General features: G+C 66.0%; 12 protein-coding genes and 1 riboswitch. Of the genes, 5 read left to right on the plus strand and 7 right to left on the minus strand.

Annotated elements, in window-relative coordinates:
* Positions 1 to 167: 167 nt before the first annotated feature.
* The 4 genes from CT3_RS15120 to hemN form a co-directional block, all read right to left on the minus strand.
* Entirely contained in the window at positions 168 to 2,621 is a 2,454-nt protein-coding gene (locus tag CT3_RS15120) for a sensor domain-containing protein (RefSeq protein ID WP_066533867.1), read from the minus strand.
* Positions 2,618 to 3,898, minus strand: a complete 1,281-nt coding sequence (locus CT3_RS15125; RefSeq protein ID WP_428042571.1) for a cyclic di-GMP phosphodiesterase — start codon at positions 3,896 to 3,898, stop codon at positions 2,618 to 2,620. Before CT3_RS15125 ends, CT3_RS15120 begins: the two co-directional genes overlap by 4 nt.
* A 208-nt stretch (positions 3,899 to 4,106) precedes the next feature.
* Complete coding sequence (locus tag CT3_RS15130; RefSeq protein WP_066533870.1) at positions 4,107 to 4,835, minus strand: sulfite exporter TauE/SafE family protein; 729 nt, start codon at positions 4,833 to 4,835, stop codon at positions 4,107 to 4,109.
* A gap of 3 nt (positions 4,836 to 4,838) precedes the next feature.
* Positions 4,839 to 6,221, minus strand: coding sequence for an oxygen-independent coproporphyrinogen III oxidase (hemN, locus tag CT3_RS15135; RefSeq protein WP_066533871.1), 1,383 nt, complete (start codon positions 6,219 to 6,221; stop codon positions 4,839 to 4,841).
* Between the two features lie 207 nt (positions 6,222 to 6,428).
* Here hemN and fnr point away from each other — a divergent pair, with 207 nt between their 5' ends.
* A complete protein-coding gene (gene fnr, locus CT3_RS15140) occupies positions 6,429 to 7,151 on the plus strand; it encodes a fumarate/nitrate reduction transcriptional regulator Fnr (protein WP_066533874.1) in 723 nt (240 codons plus the stop codon).
* A gap of 170 nt (positions 7,152 to 7,321) precedes the next feature.
* Here fnr and CT3_RS15145 read toward each other — a convergent pair whose 3' ends face one another.
* The 3 genes from CT3_RS15145 to CT3_RS15155 form a co-directional block, all read right to left on the minus strand.
* Positions 7,322 to 7,582 (minus strand): hypothetical protein, encoded by a 261-nt coding sequence (locus CT3_RS15145; protein WP_066533876.1) that lies wholly within the window; start codon positions 7,580 to 7,582, stop codon positions 7,322 to 7,324.
* Positions 7,583 to 7,754: 172 nt separating this feature from the next.
* Positions 7,755 to 10,298 carry a DUF349 domain-containing protein gene (locus tag CT3_RS15150; protein ID WP_066533878.1) on the minus strand — a complete coding sequence of 848 codons (2,544 nt, stop codon included), beginning with the start codon at positions 10,296 to 10,298 and terminating at the stop codon, positions 7,755 to 7,757.
* A 140-nt stretch (positions 10,299 to 10,438) separates the two neighbouring features.
* Positions 10,439 to 14,164 carry a DUF748 domain-containing protein gene (locus tag CT3_RS15155; RefSeq protein ID WP_066533881.1) on the minus strand — a complete coding sequence of 1,242 codons (3,726 nt, stop codon included), beginning with the start codon at positions 14,162 to 14,164 and terminating at the stop codon, positions 10,439 to 10,441.
* Between the two features lie 715 nt (positions 14,165 to 14,879).
* On the opposite strand from CT3_RS15155, the gene CT3_RS15160 reads away from it, so the two are divergent.
* The 4 genes from CT3_RS15160 to CT3_RS15175 all read left to right on the plus strand — a co-directional run bounded on the left by CT3_RS15160 (position 14,880) and on the right by CT3_RS15175 (position 18,974).
* Positions 14,880 to 15,701: a lytic transglycosylase domain-containing protein gene (locus CT3_RS15160; RefSeq protein WP_066533882.1), complete on the plus strand. Its 822-nt coding sequence runs from the start codon at positions 14,880 to 14,882 to the stop codon at positions 15,699 to 15,701.
* 167 nt (positions 15,702 to 15,868) lie between these two features.
* Positions 15,869 to 16,047: riboswitch (ZMP/ZTP riboswitch) on the plus strand.
* Between the two features lie 34 nt (positions 16,048 to 16,081).
* Entirely contained in the window at positions 16,082 to 17,329 is a 1,248-nt protein-coding gene (gene glyA / locus CT3_RS15165; protein WP_066533884.1) for a serine hydroxymethyltransferase, read from the plus strand.
* Positions 17,330 to 17,356: 27 nt separating this feature from the next.
* Positions 17,357 to 17,806, plus strand: coding sequence for a transcriptional regulator NrdR (nrdR, locus tag CT3_RS15170; protein WP_066533885.1), 450 nt, complete (start codon positions 17,357 to 17,359; stop codon positions 17,804 to 17,806).
* Between the two features lie 193 nt (positions 17,807 to 17,999).
* Positions 18,000 to 18,974, plus strand: a complete 975-nt coding sequence (locus CT3_RS15175; RefSeq protein WP_066534047.1) for a VTT domain-containing protein — start codon at positions 18,000 to 18,002, stop codon at positions 18,972 to 18,974.
* The last annotated feature ends 69 nt before the right edge of the window (positions 18,975 to 19,043 follow it).

Consider the following 19,043-nt stretch of genomic DNA (forward strand, 5'->3'; position numbering starts at 1 on the left):
CAATGCTCCCTGAGCACGGGCTTGGTACATTGCCAGGCAAGCGTGATCGTCTCGCGTTAGACGAACCCAACGTCTGGTTGCCCTCGCCCACCTGAACCCCCGGTTCAGGATGACGGCGCGGTGGTTTTTGCAGACACCCCCCACCCTCATCCCGGCGGCCAAGGCCGCTACACCGGCCGGTCTTCTCCCGGCACTCCGCCCCCCAGACTTCCTGCTTCCAGGCCTGCCGCCTGGGCGCGCAGCATGGCCTGGAACGTGGCCGCCTCGACCCCTGGGGCACACAGAAACCCCTGGTAGAAGCCGCAACCCATGCGCATCAGCGTTTCACGCTGCGCGGCGGTCTCCACGCCCTCGGCGACGATCTCCACATCGAGCGCGCGCCCCAGGCCGATGACCGCCTCCACAATGGCCTTGTCGCTCATGTCCTGTGGCAGACCGCGCACAAAGGACTGGTCGACCTTGAGCTTGGAAATCGGCATGCGCTTGAGGTAGGCCAGGTTGGAATAGCCGGTACCGAAGTCGTCGATCACCAGCTGCACACCCAGGTCCGCCAGCTGTTCGATGCAGTGCACGATGACCGGCTCCTTCTGCAGCAGGGCCGACTCGGTGAGCTCCAGCTCCAGCCAGCATGCCGGCAGGCCATAGGCACTGAGCAGCGAGGCCACGCGCGCCGCATAGTCGGGTTGGTGCAGCTCCAGCGACGAGACGTTGACCGACACCTTCACGCCCAGGCCCTGCTTGACCCAGCGCATGGCTTCCTTGACCGCCTGCTCCAGCACCCAGGCGCCGAGCTTGACGATGTAGCCGGACTCTTCGGCCAGCGGAATGAACACCCCGGGCGAGACCACGCCCAGGCGTGCATCCGTCCAGCGCAGCAGCGCCTCGCAGCCGACAATGCTGCCGGTGTGCATTTCGACCTGGGGCTGGTAGACCACGCGCAAGGCGTCACGGTCCAACGCCTGCCGCAGCGCATGCTCCATCTGCACCCGGCCCAGCAGCCCGTTGGACATGGCCGGCTCGTAAAAGCCGAAGCTGCCCTTGCCGCTGGCCTTGACCCGGTACATGGCGGTGTCGGCCTGCTTGATCAGCTCGTTGAGCGTGCGGCCGTGCTCGGGGTACTGGGCCATGCCGATGCTGCATTGCACCGAAAAGCCCAGGCCGTCCAGCACGAACGGCTCGCGCATCGCATCCTGGATGCGCCGGGCAATCCGCTCGGAATGCTGCTTCTGGCACGCGTGCAGGTAGAGAACGAATTCGTCTCCGCCCAGACGGCACAGCACATCCAGCGGCCGCAGACAGGACTGCAGGCGCTGCGCCACCAACTGCAGCACCCGGTCGCCGAACTGGTGGCCCAGGGAGTCGTTGATGATCTTGAAGCGGTCCAGATCCAGAAACAGGATGGCGAACTCGGCCTGCGTATCCTGGGTGATGGCCTGCTCCACATGCTGGCCCAGCATCAGGCGGTTGGGCAGGCCGGTCAGCGCATCGCTGAAGGCCAGCTGTTCGATCTTCTGCTGCGCCGCCTGCTGCTGGGTCAGGTCCCGGATGAAGCCCACGCTTTGCTGCACCTGCCCGCGCTCATCGCGCGAGACCACCCAGGACAGGCGCACGGCGCAATGGCTGCCGTCCACGCGCTGCAGCTGGCGGTTGCCTTCCCAGTGGCCGACCTCTTTCCACGCCTGCGCCACCGCGTCCAGCCATTCCGGCTCGGTCTGCGCAAACAGCGCGCTGGCCTGCGCACCGGGGGACAGGGCCGCACCCAGCATACCGTCGCAGGCCGGATTGGTCTGGAGGACGGCACCCTGCGCATCGGCAATGAAGATGGCGTCCAGGCTGCTCTCGAACACCTGCGCGGCCACCCGCAGGCCGCTTTGGACTTCCATCTCCCTGGAGATGTCGCGGAACGAAAAAATACGCCCCACGGCCATGCCGTGGCGCAGCAGCGGGACCGAGCGGCGTTCCACCACGCGCCGGTCCGCCAGATTCAGGATATCGGCGGTGTGCACCAGGGGGTCCTGGCCCAGTGCCTGCAGCTGCTGGTCGTACTGTGCAGGCGACAGCACCTGGTCCCGCATCCAGGCCATGATGGCCGCATCATTGCGCTGCAGCAGCAGCGCAGCCGGCATGACCCAGATATCGGCCAGCTTCTGGTTGAAGGCGCGGATGGCGCCATCGGCCGAACACACCAGTACACCATCGGCGGCCGAGTCCAGGGTGGCGCGCAGCTCGGCCAGCAGGCTCTCCAGCTCGCGCTCGTTGTGCTCCTGCTCGCTGCGGTCCAGCAAGGTCCACAGCAGCCAGTTCCCGCCCTCGGGGTCTTCGACTTCACGGATGCGCTGCTCCACCGGGATGGCCCGGCCGCTGGCATGCAGCACCTGGGTGTGGGTCACCTGCCCCCAGCTGACTTCCGCGACATCGTTCCAGCGGTACAGGTCCTGCGGCGCCGCCGCCAGATCGCGCACGTGGAAGCCTTGCAGCCGCGAGCCCGTCAGGCCCACCAGACGCTGCGCCGCCGAATTGGAATACGCCACGGTCAGGCTGTGGGGATCCACCAGCCACACCGCCTCCGTCATCCACTCAAACGCCTGGCACCATGCCTGCAAATGGGTGGACTGGTTCATGCCTCCCCTCCCACGGCAGACATCAGCGGCACGGCGCGCTCGAAGAAGTAGCAGACGCGCTGGCGCGGCGACAGATAGTCCAGCACCTCGCGCGGCAGCTGCGCAGGGCGCAGGCTGCGCTTGATGACCACGCCGCGCAGCTCCGACAGCTCCACGGGCTCGGCCTTGGCCCGGTCTACATCCGGGTTGTAGAGCAGCACTGCTGGTTTCAGCGGCTGGTCGCTGCGCACGGAGGCCACCAGACCATACCGTTCATCGCTCAGCTGCACCACCGAGCCCGGAGGGTAGACCCCCATCACGCGCACAAAGAGTTCGACCAGCTCGCGCGTGAAGCCGCCGCGGCGGCGACCGAACAGGTCCGACAGCGCTTCGTGCGGGGTCAGGGCCACCGCATGCGCCAGCGGATTGCACAGCTTGTCGTAGCAGTTGGTCAGCGCCAGGATCTGGCCTTCGATGGACAGGTCTTCTTCCACCAGGTGCAGCGGAAAGCCCGTGCCGTCCGTCGCCTCGTGGTGCTGTGCAATCGCCGTCAGGGCGGCGGGCGACAGGCCCATGCGCTGGCCATAGGCCACGGAAGCACCCACATGGTCTTCGTACGCGGCTTTCTGCTCCGGCGTGAAGCTGGGCAGCAATTCGGTGCAGCGGGGATCGATGTCTCTTTTGCCCACATCGTGCAGCAAGGCCGCCAGACCCAGGTCCATCAACCGCGCCGAATTGAGCCCGTGGGACTTGCCCAGCAGCAGCGAGAGCACAGTGACATTGATGGGGTGAGCGCCCTGCTGTTCGCCCACGCTCTCGGACAACAGCCGGATGGCCGTCTGCGAGGCATCCAGCAGCTCCGCGATATATCCGGCCACCAGGCTGGAGCTGGCGCGCATCGCGTCCTGCGGGTCGTTGACCAGCCGGGACACGACTTCGCGGTAGCTGTGGGTGGCGGCAGAAAAGCGCTGGTCGCAGGTCTTGAGTGCGGCCACTTCGCTCGACGCCATGGCCGGCACATCGCGTGCCGCCAGCGTCGGAATGTGCAGCCCCGACGAGCCGATGGTGGCGGGCCGTGCCGGCTGTGGCGGCGTGCCATCAGCTGCGGGCGCCTCCCCCTCTTCATTTGTAAGAGGAGGTAAAAAAGTCAAAACGCTGGGATCAGATTTTGCAGGAATGCAACGAATCTCGTCCAAACCCAGCGATTGCAGCACGTCAATCTGTTCCTGGCTGTTCACTCGAAAGCTGCTCACTGGAAATGGATGGCGCAACCAGCCAATGTCCAATTGGACATACATACCTATGCAGATGTCCCGAACGTCAATTAAAAGGGAGTGCGTCACGTTGTTTGGGCTGCAGCACGCCAGCAAGCCAGTCGATCCAAACCGCCCATTATGACGACTGCATGCGACAAATAAGTACTTACATAAAGGGGTTGCGCAAGCGGCGCCGCTGTGCATTAAAAAGCTACAGCGTATTGTGCCGCGTTACCGCTCCATGTCAGCCCTAGCGGCACCACTGTGACGGCACGTGCACCATGTCCATCCACAGGGCCCACAGCGAGACACCTGCCAGCAAGGCGCCGGCGGTGCGCAGCCCCCAGGCTTCGCGCCACTGCTGCAGGCGGCTGATGCGCTGCCACAGCCACGGGCCCAGGGCCAACCACAGGCCCCCGCCCACGCCGAACGCCACCATGGATGCAGCGCCCTGCCACACGCCACCGGCCAGGGCCGCCACCATGACGGCGGAGTACAGCAGACCACACGGCAGAAAAGCCCACAGGCTGCCAGCCACCCAGGTTCCCCCCGGCCCGCGCACACCGTGCTGCACCTTGCTCCAGAGCTTGCGCCCGCCGGACTCCACCCATTGCGGCTGACGGGCCTGCAGCAGCAGCATCAGACCCCATGCCAATGCGGCCAGGTGCAGCAGCACCCACAGCGGATGCAGGGCGGAGGTGCGGTCGGAGAACCAGGCCACCGTCTCCATGGCATAGGCCGCCACGCCGCCCAGGGCGGCATAGCCCATCAGGCGGCCGACATGGAAGCCCAGCCAGCGCCCGGCATTGGCCGCCTCCGGCGGCTGCGCCGAAGCCCCTTCAGGCTGGATGGACACCACCCGCCCCCCGCTGCGCAGCGGCGAGACGATGGCCGCACAGGGTGCGGCGCACATCGCAAGACAATGGGGCCCACCCACGAGCCCCATGAAGAAAGCGGTTCCAAGCAACGACAGCCACATGGGCTAGATGATCCTGGAAAAGCGCGCCCGGTTCTTGCCGGCCTGCAAATGCCGGTCAAACGTCATGGCCACGCCGCGCACAAAGAACCAGCCCATGGGCGTGACCTTGATGCCGTCGTCGTCGATCACCACCAGGCCCTGCTCCTGCTGCTGGGCCAGCATTTCCAGCTCGGCCGCGAAGTAGCGCTGGAAGTCCAGCAGCCAAGACTGGCTCATGGGCTCGAACAGCACTTCGCCCTGGCACATCAGCGACATGATGACGGCGCGCCGCACCAGGTCGTCGCGCCCCAGCGCCAAACCCCGCACCACGGGCAGCCGGCCCTGGTCGAGGAAGTCGTAATACTCTTCCAGGGTCTTGGCGTTCTGGCTGTAGGTGGCGCCCACGCGGCCGATGGCAGACACCCCCAGGGCAATCAGGTCGCAGTCCGGCTGCGTGCTGTAGCCCTGGAAGTTGCGGTGCAGCCGTCCTTGCCGCTTGGCAATGGCCAGCGCATCTTCCGGCAGTGCGAAGTGGTCCATGCCCACATAGACATAGCCGGCCTGCATGAAGGCATCGATGGAGCCCGAGAGCATGGACAGCTTGTCCGAAGCCTCCGGCAGGTCTTCCTGCGCAATGCGGCGCTGTGGCTTGAAGCGCTCCGGCAGATGCGCGTAGGCATACAGCGCAATCCGGTCCGGCCGCAGCTGGCACACCTGTTCCAGGGTGCGCTGGAACGATGCCGCGGTCTGCTTGGGCAGGCCATAGATCAGGTCCACGTTGACCGAATGGAAACCCAGCTCGCGCGCCGCCTGCACCAGATCAAAGACCTGCTCGGCCGGCTGCTCGCGGTGCACCGCCTTTTGCACATCGGGGTCGAAATCCTGCACCCCGAAGCTCAGGCGGTTGAAGCCCAGCTGCGCCAGGTGGGCCAGACGTTCGCGGGTGACGGTGCGGGGATCGACTTCGATGGAATATTCGCCCACCGCTTCAAAACTGAAGTTGGCGCGCAGCGTGTCCATCAGCTGGGTCAGCTCGGCATCGGACAGAAAGGTGGGAGAACCGCCGCCCAGGTGCAGCTGGCTGACCGCCTGTCCCTTGCCACAATGCGCCACCTGCAGAGCCACCTCTTTTTCCAGGTACTGCAGATAGGTCTGCGCGCGTTCATGGTGCTTGGTGATGATCTTGTTGCACGCGCAGTAGTAGCACAGGGCCTCACAGAAAGGCACATGCACATACAGTGACATGGGAAGCGCCTTGGCCGCAGAATGGTGCTTGCGCTGTTCCAGCGCCAACACATAATCATCCTGACCAAATGCTTCAATAAAGCGATCTGCGGTGGGATAAGAGGTATAACGGGGCCCAGGCACGTCGTACCGACGCAAAAGCTCCGGCGTTACTGCTGTCATTGAATATTCCTTAGGTGCTGCCCAGCACTGTGCCGCACCCCGGGAAAATCAGCCTTGATGCAAATCAAGACATTCAAATACCATTCCTGAGACAATTGATTCATATCATTCGCACAACTGAGCACCCCCTCTCTCGCCTCCCAGCCCGATAACCTTTCTGCGTTACGTCCAATGGCCCGTTCAGCGGGAGCCCAAGGCGTCAGTGCCATGACACCACCCCCTATCAAAGTCACCTGCTCCAACTGCAATCTGCGCGAACTGTGCATGCCCACAGGCTTGAATGAGCAGCAGTTGCACCGTATTGACGATATTGTGGCCACGCGTCGCAAAATCAAACGGGGCAGCACCTTGTTCCGTAATGGCGAAGACTTCACGGCGCTCTATGCCATCCGCACCGGGTTCTTCAAGACCTGCGTGGCCACGGAAGATGGCCGTGACCAGGTGACAGGTTTTCAGATGGCGGGCGAGATCATTGGCCTGGACGGGATCGTGCACGACCACCACACCTGCGATACCGTGGCCCTGGAAGACGCCGAAGTCTGCGTCATGCCGTTCGACCGCCTGGAAGAGCTGTCGCGCGAAGTGACGGCCCTGCAGTCGCATGTGCACAAGGTGATGAGCCGCGAGATCGTGCGCGAACACGGCGTGATGCTGCTGCTGGGCAGCATGCGTGCCGAAGAGCGCCTGGCCGCCTTTGTGCTGAACCTGGTGCAGCGCCTGCACACCCGGGGCTTCTCGTCTTCCGAGCTGGTGCTGCGCATGACGCGCGAAGAGATCGGCAGCTACCTCGGCCTGAAGCTGGAAACGGTCAGCCGCACCTTCTCGAAGTTTGTCGAGGAAGGCTTGGTCGAAGTGAAGCAGCGCCATGTGCGCATCCTGGACACCGAAGGCCTCAAGCGCATCGTCAACAGCCAGCACGCCTGCGAATAAGCGCGCCCGCCACCGCAGCGCGGATCCAGCACCCCAGCCTCCTTCCGGAGGCTTTTTTCATGGCGCCCCGGCCTTGCCGCACCACGGCATTCCTGTATTTCGGCATTGCGCGGGCCTGCCCGCACAGCCCAGGAGGAGAACTCCCCCTCCCCCCACTTCACAGAGCCCGCTTATAGCGACGGGACGCGGCGCTCCCGGGCATTGAGCTCCTGCGGGGACAGCGCCAGCAGGCTGGTCATGGCCGATGCCATCATGATGATGGCCCAGAACAGGAAGAAGGCCACCGTGCACACGCCCAGGCGCGACACCTCGCCATAGGCCGACAGCCACTGCATTTCCAGCGGGTCGACCACGGCAAACACCAGCATCTCCATCACCCCGGCGGCCAGAAAGGCGGGCCAGGCAATCCACATCCAGCGACGCAACAGCATGGGTCTCTCCTTGTTGTGGCAGGCAGATGCCCCATTGTGCGAGCCTCTGTCTGCCGCGTCACGGCCTGCAGCGTCCCCACAAACCCTGAAAAAGGCATAAAAAAAGCCAGCCGGTAGGCTGGCTTGCTACGGCTGCAGCGCAGGGACCGCAGGCCCTGCGCTGGCGCCCGGTTTACTTGCTGCCGCGCAGCAAGGCCTTGAGTGCGCTTTGCAGGCGCTGGGCCGCGCTGTCGCTGCGCTCCGCAGCCAGCACCGCCGCCACATCCTGCTCCCAGGTGGTGCGGGGGTCCGTGGCCTTGCGGTTGGTCAGCAGCTGCAGCTGCAGTGCACGGCGTGCAGACAGCTGGTCGGCCGGTGTGGGCACGTCGGCAGCCATTTCCAGGCGCAGCAGCGACTCGGCTGCCTCGCCCTTGGCGGCAGCGCCCACGGCGGCATGCCAGCTGTTGCGGGAAGCATTGCTCAGCTTGCCCAGTTCCTGCGCGGGCGGCACCAGGGCCGCGTCGCGCTTGGACCAGGCCTCCATCAGCTGGGTCAGGGCTTCGCCATGGGCCTGTGCCGTCAGCTTGCGCAGCGCAGACTGGGCGTGTTCCTGGGCTTCACGCTGGGCGCGGAAAGCCGCATCCCCCAGGCGTGGGCCACGGGCCGGGCGCTCGAAACGGTCACCACGATCGCCGCGGTCACCACGGTCCTGGCGGGGGCCGGGCTTGCGGCCACCAGCCGCCGCGGCCGGGGCTTCCTTGCGCATGCCGGGGCGGTCGTCGCCACGCACAGCCTTCACCGGGCGGTCGGTCGCCACCGGCGCAGCCGGTGCGGCCGCAGCGGCTGGCTGGGCGGCTTCGGCCGCAGGGGCGGCACGCAGGGCTTCTTCCAGCGCGGTCAGGGCGGCGCGGATCTTCTGCGCATCGCCTTCGGCATTGGCGGCTTCCAGCTGCTGCGAGGCTTCCAGCACCGCACGGTCGTGGGCGCTGAGCGATTCCAGATTGACGGCACGGCTGCCGCGCTCACCGCGCTCGGCCGGCTTGCGGCTGAAAGCCTCGTCCAACGGCTTGCGGAAGGCATCCCACAGCTTCTGTTCCTGGCGGCGGTCCACCGGCACTTCCTGGGCTTCGGCCTGCCAGCGCTGCTGCAGCGCCTTGATGGCGGCGATCTGCAGGGCCGGGGCTGCGCCCAATGCCTGGGCTTCCTCGATCATGGCCTGGCGGCGCTGCAGGCTGTCCTTCTGGGCCTGCTGCAGCGGGGCTTCGGCTTCGTTGATGGCCTGGCGCCATTGCTGTTGCAGCTCGGCATACAGCTTCTCGCCCACATGGCCACCTTCGCGCCAGCGTTCGGAAAACTGGCGCAGGCTGCGGGCCATGCCCTTCCAGTCCTTGGAGTCCTTGACGGACTGCCCCCAGGCACGCAGTTCCTCGATCAGCGTGGTGCGCGACGCCTTGTGCTGGGCCGATTCGGTGCGCAACTTGTCCAGCCAGCCTTCGACCAGCTTGTAGGCGGTGTTGCAGGCTTCATCGAACTGCTTCCACAGACCGTGGTTGGGCACCGCGCCCTGGTCCAGCAGCTTCCATTGTTCGCGCAGCTGGCGCAGCGTTTCCTGGACCTTGCGGCCACCCAGGGTCTGGCCTTCGGGGCGATCCACCAGGCCCTTGGCCTTGGCAATCAGGGCTTCCCGTTCGGCATCCACGGCCTGGGGCTTCCAGCCACGGGCGTCGCCAGCCTGCACCAGCAGCGCGTCCATCTGCTGGATCACTTCGGCATCCAGTGCACGGCCATGCTGGCGCAGTGCGGCGCGCAGACCGGCGATGGCGGCGGTCTTGTCCTCTTCGGTGCCCACCAGGGGCTGCAGCACCTGGGCAGCCTGCAGCACGACGGCAGCAGCCTTGACCGGGGCATCGCCCTTGGCCGGCTTGGCGGCCGGTGCATCGGCGGCCAGCTCGGCCGGCAGACCACGGCCCACGCGGATTTCATCGGCCCACACGGGCACGGGAGGCAGCGCGGCTTCGGCGTTGTCGGCAGCCGCCTGGGTCACGGCCAGGGCCGAGACAAAGGCGTCCCACACCACGCGCAGCTGGTCGCGCGAGCTGGTCAGCTGCTGGGCCAGGCGGGCGTCCAGGCTGGGCCAGGCGGCGTCTTCGGTCAGCGCCTGGGCCTGTTCCTGCCAGCGGGCCACGTCGGCGCTCAGCGCTTCCTGCACGGCGGCAGCGTCTTTCCAGGACTTGGTGGATAGCACTTCGATGCGCTGGGACAGCAGCACGGCCGCTTCCTTTTGCACCTGCACACGGTGCTGCAGGTCTTCGGCGGCCTTGATGCGCTCGGCCAGCTGGGCCTTGAAACCGGCCAGCGGTTCACGCGACAGCGGCGCGCCGGCCTTGGCGGCGTCACGCTGCCAGGCGGCGGCGTCGGCCAGATTCAGCGCCGGCTGGGCCAGCAGTGCCTGGGCCTTGGCCACCCATTCCACGGCGATGGCGTCCTGGTCCTTGGCGCGGCGCAGCTCGTCCAGGCGCTCGCGCACGACGCGGGCAGCGCCCTTGTCGCGGGCATTCATTTCCTTGAACACTTCCTGCAGCACATCGTGGGCGGGCGATGTGGCCAGCCAGTCACGCAGGCGGGCTGCACGGTCGCCCGAGGTTTCTGCAGAAAAAGCACCGCCAGTCACTGCATCCAGCGGGTGGGCCTCGGGGGTTTTGGCCGGGGTCGGGTTCACTTCTGGGGCTTCAGACATTTTTCTGCTTCAAAAAAAGTTGGTACATGAGTTATGGATAACGGGCATGCCCGCCATAGGGCGGGCATGGCTCCTCGTGCACAGGCATGCGCGGAGCATGGGGCGTATTTTCCCCTTTATTGCTCCATGCCTGCAGCGAATTACTGAACTGCCAGACTCAGCTGGGCTTTTGCACCGGCTTCCTTGCCATCGGCCTTGGAGTCTCCCAGGAACAGACGGGCCATGTCGATGCCCTGCTGTCCCAGGTAGCTGCGCACTGCCATGGCACGGGCCGCGGCCAGTTCCTGCATGGCTGTGGGTGGCAGCGGCAGCTGCTCGACCAGCAGTTTGCGCATCTCCTCGGGTGGCAGGGATTTGGACAGACCGACCATGTTGCGGGGCTTTTCGATGTCCGCCTTGCGATAGATCGACTTCAGGCGGCTGTCGCGCTCCTTGTCGCTCAGCGCGGCGTCGTCCTCATCACCCTTGCCCTGCTTGGCGATCTGCGCCTCCAGGTTGGCGGCTTTCCAACCCTGGGCTTCCTGCGCGGTGGAGGCACTGCCCGCCACCGTGAGTTTGAGGGCCGGGCGGTCCTTCAGTGACTTGGCAATCTTCTCCAACTGGCTCTTGGCTTCGGCATCCAGCGTGGCCACCCCGGCCGGGAACTTCACATCGCCGCCACCCTTCTCGTCGCCGCCGAAGGCACCGGCCAGCAAGGCGAAAGGCGCCGTGATCGCCTTGCGGATGATGTTGCCGATGATCTTGAAGATCACCGGGGCCAGGCGGAACTGCGGGTCGTTGAGCGATCCGCTGATGGGCAGGTCCAGGTCGATCACGCCATGGCTGTCGGCCAGCAGGGCCACCGCCAACTTGACCGGCAGCGAGGCCGGGGCGCCCTGCACGGCATCCCCGAAGGTCAGTTGGTGCAGCACCAGCTTGTTGCTGGCGGTCAGCATGCCGTTGGGCTGCACCTCGTAGCGCACGTCCACGCTCAGCTTGCCTCGCTCGATGCCGTGGCCGGCGTATTTGACCGAGTAGGGGCTCAGCGGCGGCAGCTCCAGATCGCGCACCTTGCCGGTGATGTCCAGCGCCAGCGGCTTGACCAGCGGGTTGAGCTTGCCGGAGATGTCCAGACTGGCGGTGGACTGGGCCACGCCCTGTATCGACAGATCGGCCATGGAAGGCGGCTGACCGGCGGCAGGCGCCACCGAGGAGAAGGCGCTGAGCGAGCCGGACAGCTCGGTCAGGTCGGCCGTGTAGTTGGGCTTGATGAAGAAGTCGGAGAACTTCACCGTACCGCCCTTGAGCTCCACCGGGCCCACGACGATGCGCGGCGCCATGGGGTCGGGTGCGGTCGCCGCAGGTGCCACCTGCACGCTGGCGGTGTTGGTTCCCCCCGTCTTGGATTCCACCTTTTGGGCCTCCGCATCGCCACCAGCGGAGGCATCGGCGACTTCGGTGTCCGGGGCTCCGGCCAGATCCTGCAGGTTAAGGCGGCCATTGGGCTGCACCACCACGCGGGCGAAGAAGTCGCGCAGCAGGGTTTTCTGCACCTGCACCGACAGCGGCTTGCGCGGCTGCATGTCCAGTGCCAGACCGGTCAGCTGCAGCTGTTTCCAGCGCAGCAGGTCTTCGCCGGCTTCCATGGTGGTCTTCTCGGCCGTGCCTGTGCGGTGCACGGTCTGCACATAGACATCGTGCAGGCCGGCATTGCCCTGCACCTGCACCGACGGGCTGCCGCCGGCGTCGGCATAGCGCACCTTGCCGTCAAAGCTGGCCAGCGCGGACAGCATGCGCATGTTCACCACGCCGTCCATATAGCTCTCGAACAGGTGCAGCGGCAGGCGCTGGGCCTGGACGCGGCCTTCTGCGGCCATCTGCGGCGCCAGGTGCAGCTGGCCGGTGAAGTCCAGTTTGCCGTCGGTCTTGCTGGGGCGCAGCAGGCCCCGGGTGTTGACCGGCAGCAGTTGGGTGCTCAGCTTGATGTCGATGGGGGCCTTGCCCATGCGGCTGTCCAGGCCCTTCACATCCAGGTTCAGGCTGGACAGGCCCACGCGCACGGGACGCGGCGCCTGGCCGTCTTCCAGCAGCACCACACCGTCGCGGATGCGGGTCTGCTCGGCCAGCACCGTCCACGCCGGTTCGGCCGCGCCTGCGCCACCGGTCTTGGGCTTGGGCGCCACCGCCGCGTCCTTGACCGGTGCCTTGCGCAGCCAGGATTCATACATCCACTGGCCTTTGCGGTCGCGCGAGACCTTGACCTGGGGAGCATCGAGTTGCAGCAGCTCGGTGTGCACCGTGCGCTGCGTCATGTCGACGCGGGCGTTTTCCACGGCCAGGCGCTTCCAGGCCGCCAGCGGTGTCTTGTCCTCGCCCAGGCTCAGGTTCTGCACGGCCAGCTCCGGCACCACGGCGAACAGACGGCCCTTGTTCCAGGCCAGACCGGCCGTGCCTTCGGCACGGGCGCGCAGCAGGGGCTGCAGGAACTGCGACACATAGGCGCGGCCCACCTCGAACGGCACGCCTTCGAGCACCACGCCCACCTGGCCCACTTCCAGCGTGCCGTGGCCGGACAGGCGCGCATGCGAGGCGCCTTCGAACCCGGCCAGCGCCAGACGGCCTTCAAACTGGCTGTCACCCTGCATGGGCCAGGTGACCTGGCGGCCGGACAGTGCCAGATCGCGCACCTTAACCTCGGCGGCAGGTTTCAGGGTTTCATCGGTCCAGCTGACCTGCCCCTGTTGCACATCCCACTGCGCAACTTCAATCTTCCAGGGTGTGGGGCCAGCAGCCGCTGCGGGGGCCGCCGCCTGGGCGGTGCCCTGGCTGGCGGAGGCCGGCGCGGCACTGTCGGCCGTGGGCTTGGCGGGTTCCGGGAACTTCAGCAACTGGCCGTTGGCGTCCAGGCGCAGCGCCAGCGAGGGCTTTTGCAGGCTGACACGGCCGAGCTTCACTACGCCGGCCAGCGGCTGCACATCGGCCAGATCGATGTCCAGCGCTTCCCACTGCAGCAAGTCCTTGCCGGCCAGATCCTGCAGCTTGGCGCCGGTGGCCTGCACCTTGCCGGACAGGCGCACCACGGAGTCGGTGTGCTGCTCGAAGGCCACGTCGATCCGGGCCTGCAGCATGGCATCCTGCAGCTTCAGCGGCAGGCTGGCAGGCCAGTACGGCAGATAGGGCTTGAGGTCCAGGTCGTGCACCGTCAGCGTGGCGGCGGTCTTGCGGTCCTGCGCAAACGGGGTGCTCTGCGCCTCGCTGGCAAAGCGGCTTCCATTGAGGTCGAACGACAGCTCCGGCTGCACCTTGACCTGGCGCTTGGACGGCAGGCTGCTCACGAACGGCAGCTTCAGCTGCAGGTCCTTGAGCAGGTGGTCGGCGCCGGCCACCTTGTCCTGCAGGGCCAGGCGGCCGTCGCTGATCTCGATGTTGTACAGCGCAAAGCGCGGCAGGTCGCCGCTGCTGTCTTCCTTCTTGTCAGCGCCCAGCTTGTCCAGAATGTCCTGGATATCCAGTTTGCCGGGCTCCAGCTGGGCCAGGCGGATGTGGGGGGAGTCGAGCTGGATGGCATCCACCACCGGGCCCCAGCGCAGTAGAGAAGACAGCTCTGCATCTATATAGATACGCGCTATGGAAACCTGGGGTTCCGGTTGGCCGTCGGCTCCAGCCAGTGCGAGGTCGTGCAGGCTCAGCTCCATGGTCCAGGGGGAGAACTCCACCTTGCCCACGGTCAGCGCCCGGCCCAGGGCCTGGCTGCCTTGTTTTTCAATCAGCTGCTTGGCGGCCCAGGGGAAGCTCAGCCAGGTGAGCAACCACAACGCCACGACCGCAGCCGCACCCCACCCCAACCTGCGCCACAGCGTGGCACTGCGCCAAAATTGCAATTGCATGCTTATGCACCTTCTCCTTGTGCATGGAATCTATCGTGTTCGCCGTGTTTGCACCAGAAACTGCCTGCACTGGACAGTGAAAGAGTGCAAAAACACGAAAGCCCGGATGCCAGCTATGCCGACGTCCGGGCTTCACGGCAGGCGCAAAGGCCGGTGCCGCTAGAGCATCAGGGAGAGGATCGTCCCCGCATGCCCGGAAGCAATGATTGCTTCCATGGTGCCTTTCTTCCTCTTCACCTGCCACTGGCACCTAGCTGGTCCATGGCAATCGGGTTCCGAGGTTTCTGGCGATGCCTGCGCGTTGCAGACGACTCCAATGTAATCACCGCCATCGGCGAAATCAATCGTTTCTGACAAACTCTTTCATCTGTTTGATAGCGAACGCTCACTGCAGCCTGATCTCCCGGACTTCAGGGGGCCGAGTACCACATCCGCCTCAAAAAACTGGATGCACATACAGTTTTTATATACATTAAAATCATAACAGATAATTTTGATAGTATTGACCTGGAATTTAGCACCCCACTAGAATCCGCCCACTTTTGCTTTGAGTCATTTTTTTGACGTTTTTTGCTGCTTTTTGATCGCGCTCTTTTTCGCGATCCTCCCGCGCTCCTCCTGCATGGACCGCAGCACCACCCCACTGGGCGCCACCCTGTGAGCCGCCGGACCTCCGAGTCCACGGTCGCATAGGCACCCCCACGAAAGGAATGCTATGCCTGCATCTGCACAGGTAGTTTCCGGCTTGCGCACGTTCGCCAAGGACGTTGCCGACGGATTCATTGAAATCACTCACAACGGTTTTGCCCTGCTGGGTCTGGCCGTGGCCTTTGCCGCCATCCTGCTGATCAGCCGCCCTGACCTGCGCCACTCCGGCGAGGCCCAGCTGCGCGACTGGCTGCAGGCGCGCCAGGTGGCCACGCTGGGCACGCCGGTCGAACCGGATGCCGTGGAACGTGCCACCGCCACCAATCCGACGGAGCTGCCCAAGGAGCAGGCCGCCGTGGCGTACTGGCTGAGCAAGAAGTACCGCGTGGCCGCCGAGCCGCTGGCGGTGCTGGTCTCCGAAGCCTATGAGCTGGGCGAACGCAACCAGCTCGATCCCACGCTGATCCTGGCCATCATGGCCATCGAATCCAGCTTCAACCCCTTTGCCCAGAGCTCCGTCGGTGCCCAGGGCCTGATGCAGGTGATGACCCGCGTGCACACCGACAAGTACGAACACTTCGGCGGCCAGCTGGCGGCGTTCGACCCGGTGAGCAATCTGCGCGTGGGCGTGAAGGTGCTCAAGGAATGCATCGCCCGTGCCGGCTCGCTCGAAGGCGGTCTGCGCTACTACGTGGGCGCGGCCAACCTGCCCAACGACGGCGGCTACGCCTCCAAGGTGCTGGCCGAGCATGCACGCATCCGCCAGATCGCAGGCCGCCCTGCACCGGCAGCAGCCCCCGCCAAGCCGGCGCTGGTGGCCAAGGAAGCCGCGCCCAGCACCGTGGCTGCGGCCGATGTGGTGGCCGACGGCAAGCTGCTGGTCAACTGAGCCGCCCTCTGCTTTCCCCTTTTCCAGCCGGCGCAAGCCGGCTTTTTCATGTGCGCGGTGCACGGGCTGCACAGGGCCACGCACCACCGCTGCGGCGGTACAAACCCAGGCCTGGAAACAGGCCCTTGCGGGTCAAGCCGCAAGGGCCGCGCTGGCTCCGCTACACTAATGGGGTACGCAACTGGCGATAGGCGCGGTTTATCGAGAACCGCGCTGACGTGGAACCACGGTGTGGCGCTCCTCCCGATGAGCACCAGGCCCGACAACCACCGGGGAGCGTACCGCCCAGGCTGCGCCAACACGGAATCGCCTGCCGCGTGTTTAGCCGTTCGCCTGGGCAGCCCTTGGATTCAAGGGAATATCAAGTTCACAGGACTGCCATGTTTCAACGCACCGATACCGTCGAGAAAGTCGACCCCGAACTGTTTGCCGCCATCCAGGCTGAAAACCATCGCCAGCAAGAGCATATCGAGCTGATCGCCAGCGAGAACTACTGCTCGCCCGCCGTGATGGAAGCCCAGGGCTCCCAGCTGACCAACAAGTACGCCGAAGGCTACCCCGGCAAGCGCTACTACGGCGGCTGCGAGAACGTGGACGTGGTCGAACAGCTGGCCATCGACCGCATCAAGAAGATCTTTGGCGCTGAAGCCGCCAACGTGCAACCCAATTCCGGCTCCCAGGCCAACCAGGCCGTGCTGATGGCGTTCGCCAAGCCCGGCGACACCATCATGGGCATGAGCCTGGCCGAAGGCGGTCACCTGACCCACGGCATGCCGCTGAACATGTCCGGCAAGTGGTTCAACGTGGTGTCCTACGGCCTGAACACCGACGAAGCCATCGACTACGACAAGATGGAAGCCCTGGCGCGCGAGCACAAGCCCCGCATCATCATCGCCGGCGCTTCGGCCTACGCCCTGCGCATCGATTTCGAGCGCTTCGCCAAGATCGCCAAGGAAGTCGGCGCCATCTTCTGGGTGGACATGGCCCACTATGCCGGCCTGATCGCCGCTGGTGTGTACCCCAACCCCGTGCCCCACGCCGACGTGGTCACCACCACCACCCACAAGAGCCTGCGCGGCCCCCGTGGCGGCGTGATCCTGATGAAGGCAGAGCACGAGAAGGCCCTGAACAGCGCCATCTTCCCCGGCCTGCAAGGCGGCCCGCTGATGCACGTGATCGCCGGCAAGGCCGTTGCGTTCAAGGAAGCCCTGACCCCCGAGTTCAAGGCCTACCAGGAACAGGTGGTGAAGAACGCCAAGGTGATGGCCGACACGCTGACCGAACGCGGTCTGCGCATCGTCTCCGGTCGCACCGAAAGCCACGTGATGCTGGTGGACCTGCGTGCCAAGGGCATCACCGGCAAGGCTGCCGAAGCCGCGCTGGGTGCAGCCCACATCACCATCAACAAGAACTCCATCCCCAACGACCCGGAAAAGCCGATGGTAACCAGCGGCATCCGCGTGGGCACCCCTGCCATGACCACCCGTGGTTTCAAGGAAGAGGAAGCCCGCATCACCGCCAACCTGGTGGCCGATGTGCTGGAGAACCCCACGGACGAAGCGAACCTGGCTGCCGTGCGCGCCAAGGTGGCCGCACTGACCGCCAAGTTCCCCGTCTACAGCAAGTAAGCGGCTGCCCCGCCGACGGACTGCGCCATGAAGTGCCCTTTCTGCAGCCACCCGGACACCCAGGTCGTCGAGACCCGGGTCTCCGAAGATGGCAGCTTCATTCGCCGCCGTCGGCAGTGCGGGGATTGCGCCAAGCGCTTTACCACCTACGAACGCCCGGATGTGGCCTTCCCCGCGGTGGTGAAGAAGGATGGCCGACGCATAGACTACGACCGCAGCAAGCTGCAGGGTTCGTTCCGCCTGGCGCTGCGCAAGCGCCCGGTGCCGGCGGGCCAGGTGGATGCGGCCATGGAACGCATCGAGGAACAGCTGCTGACCTCGGGTGTGCGCGAGCTGCCTTCCAGCCGCATCGGCGAGCTGGTGATGAACGAGCTCAAGAAGCTGGACAAGGTGGCCTATATCCGCTTTGCCAGCGTCTACCGCAGCTTTGAGGACATCGAGGACTTCAAGCACCTGGTGGACGAAGTGCGCAACTGAAGCCGTTGCGCCACCGCGCCCCGACCGGCCGCCCGCCCTGTGCGAGGCGGCTTTTTCTTGCCCGGGCCAGGGCCCGCCCCGGGATTGTTCCGCCGCTGGAACACAGTCTTCCATGCCAAACACCTAGGCAAGGCAGAAAGCCCCACGTAGCATGGCGGACTGCAGCCGCCCGCACGGCGGTCTGCCTGCTCCCATGGATATCGACACCTCCACACTTCGCACCGCCCTCACGCTCTACGCCCCCGGCGTGGTGTTTGCCAATGTGCTGCTGCAGCAGCTGGGCCTGCCGGTTCCCGTGCTGCCCACGCTGCTGCTGGCCGGCAGCCTGGCCGCCAGCAGCCCGCGGCTGGCGCTGCTGTGGGGCACGGCCGTGCTCGCCGCCATGCTGGCCGACCGGGTCTGGTATCTGGTGGGACGGCGCTTTGGCACCCGCGTGCTGGCGTGGCTGTGCAAGCTCTCCCTGACGCCCGACAGCTGCATCAGCCAGACCGCCGACCGTTTTGGCCACTGGGGCCCCTGGTCGCTGCTGCTGGCCAAGTTCATCCCCGGTTTTTCGGCCGTGGCCGCCCCCATGGCCGGTGTGCTGCGCATGCCCGTGCCCCGCTTCACCCTGGCCGCGGCCAGTGGTGCCGGGCTGTGGGCCGGCGTGGCACTGGGCCTGGGCTGGCTGCTGCGGCGCCAGGTGGACGCGGCCCTGGCACTGCTGCACACCCATGGCCCGCTGCTGGCCGTGGTGGCCGTGCTGCTGCTGGGCCTGTGGCTGGGCTGGAAGCTGGTGCGCCGCCAGCTGTTTCTGCGCCTGGCCGCCATGCCTTCGGTCACCGCGGCGCAGTGGTGGCAGGCCCAGACCTCGGCCCAGCCGCCGCGCCTGCTGGATCTGCGCGGCCCGGCCCTGATTGCCGAGCTGGGCCCGATCACCGAGGCCCATGCCGTCACCCTGGCCCAGCTGCCGCGGCTGGTGCGCCACTGGCCGCGCGAGACGGCCATCGTCACCCTGTGCGCCTGTCCCCACGATGCCACGGCCGCCCGCGCTGCGCAGCGGCTTCGGCGCCTGGGCTTTGTCCATGCCCGCCACCTGCAAGGCGGCTTCGAGGCCTGGCAGGCGCTGCAGCCCAGCGCCTCCACCCCGGCCTCCACTGCCCCGGTGCTGGCCGCGGCGGCCTCCTGAAATGCACAACGCCCCACGGCGCAGGCCGGTGGGGCGTTGGGAGCAAGCGCGAAAGCCGCTGCCGCAGAT

The organism is Comamonas terrigena NBRC 13299, from assembly GCF_006740045.1.
Taxonomy (GTDB): Bacteria; Pseudomonadota; Gammaproteobacteria; order Burkholderiales; family Burkholderiaceae_C; genus Comamonas; species Comamonas terrigena.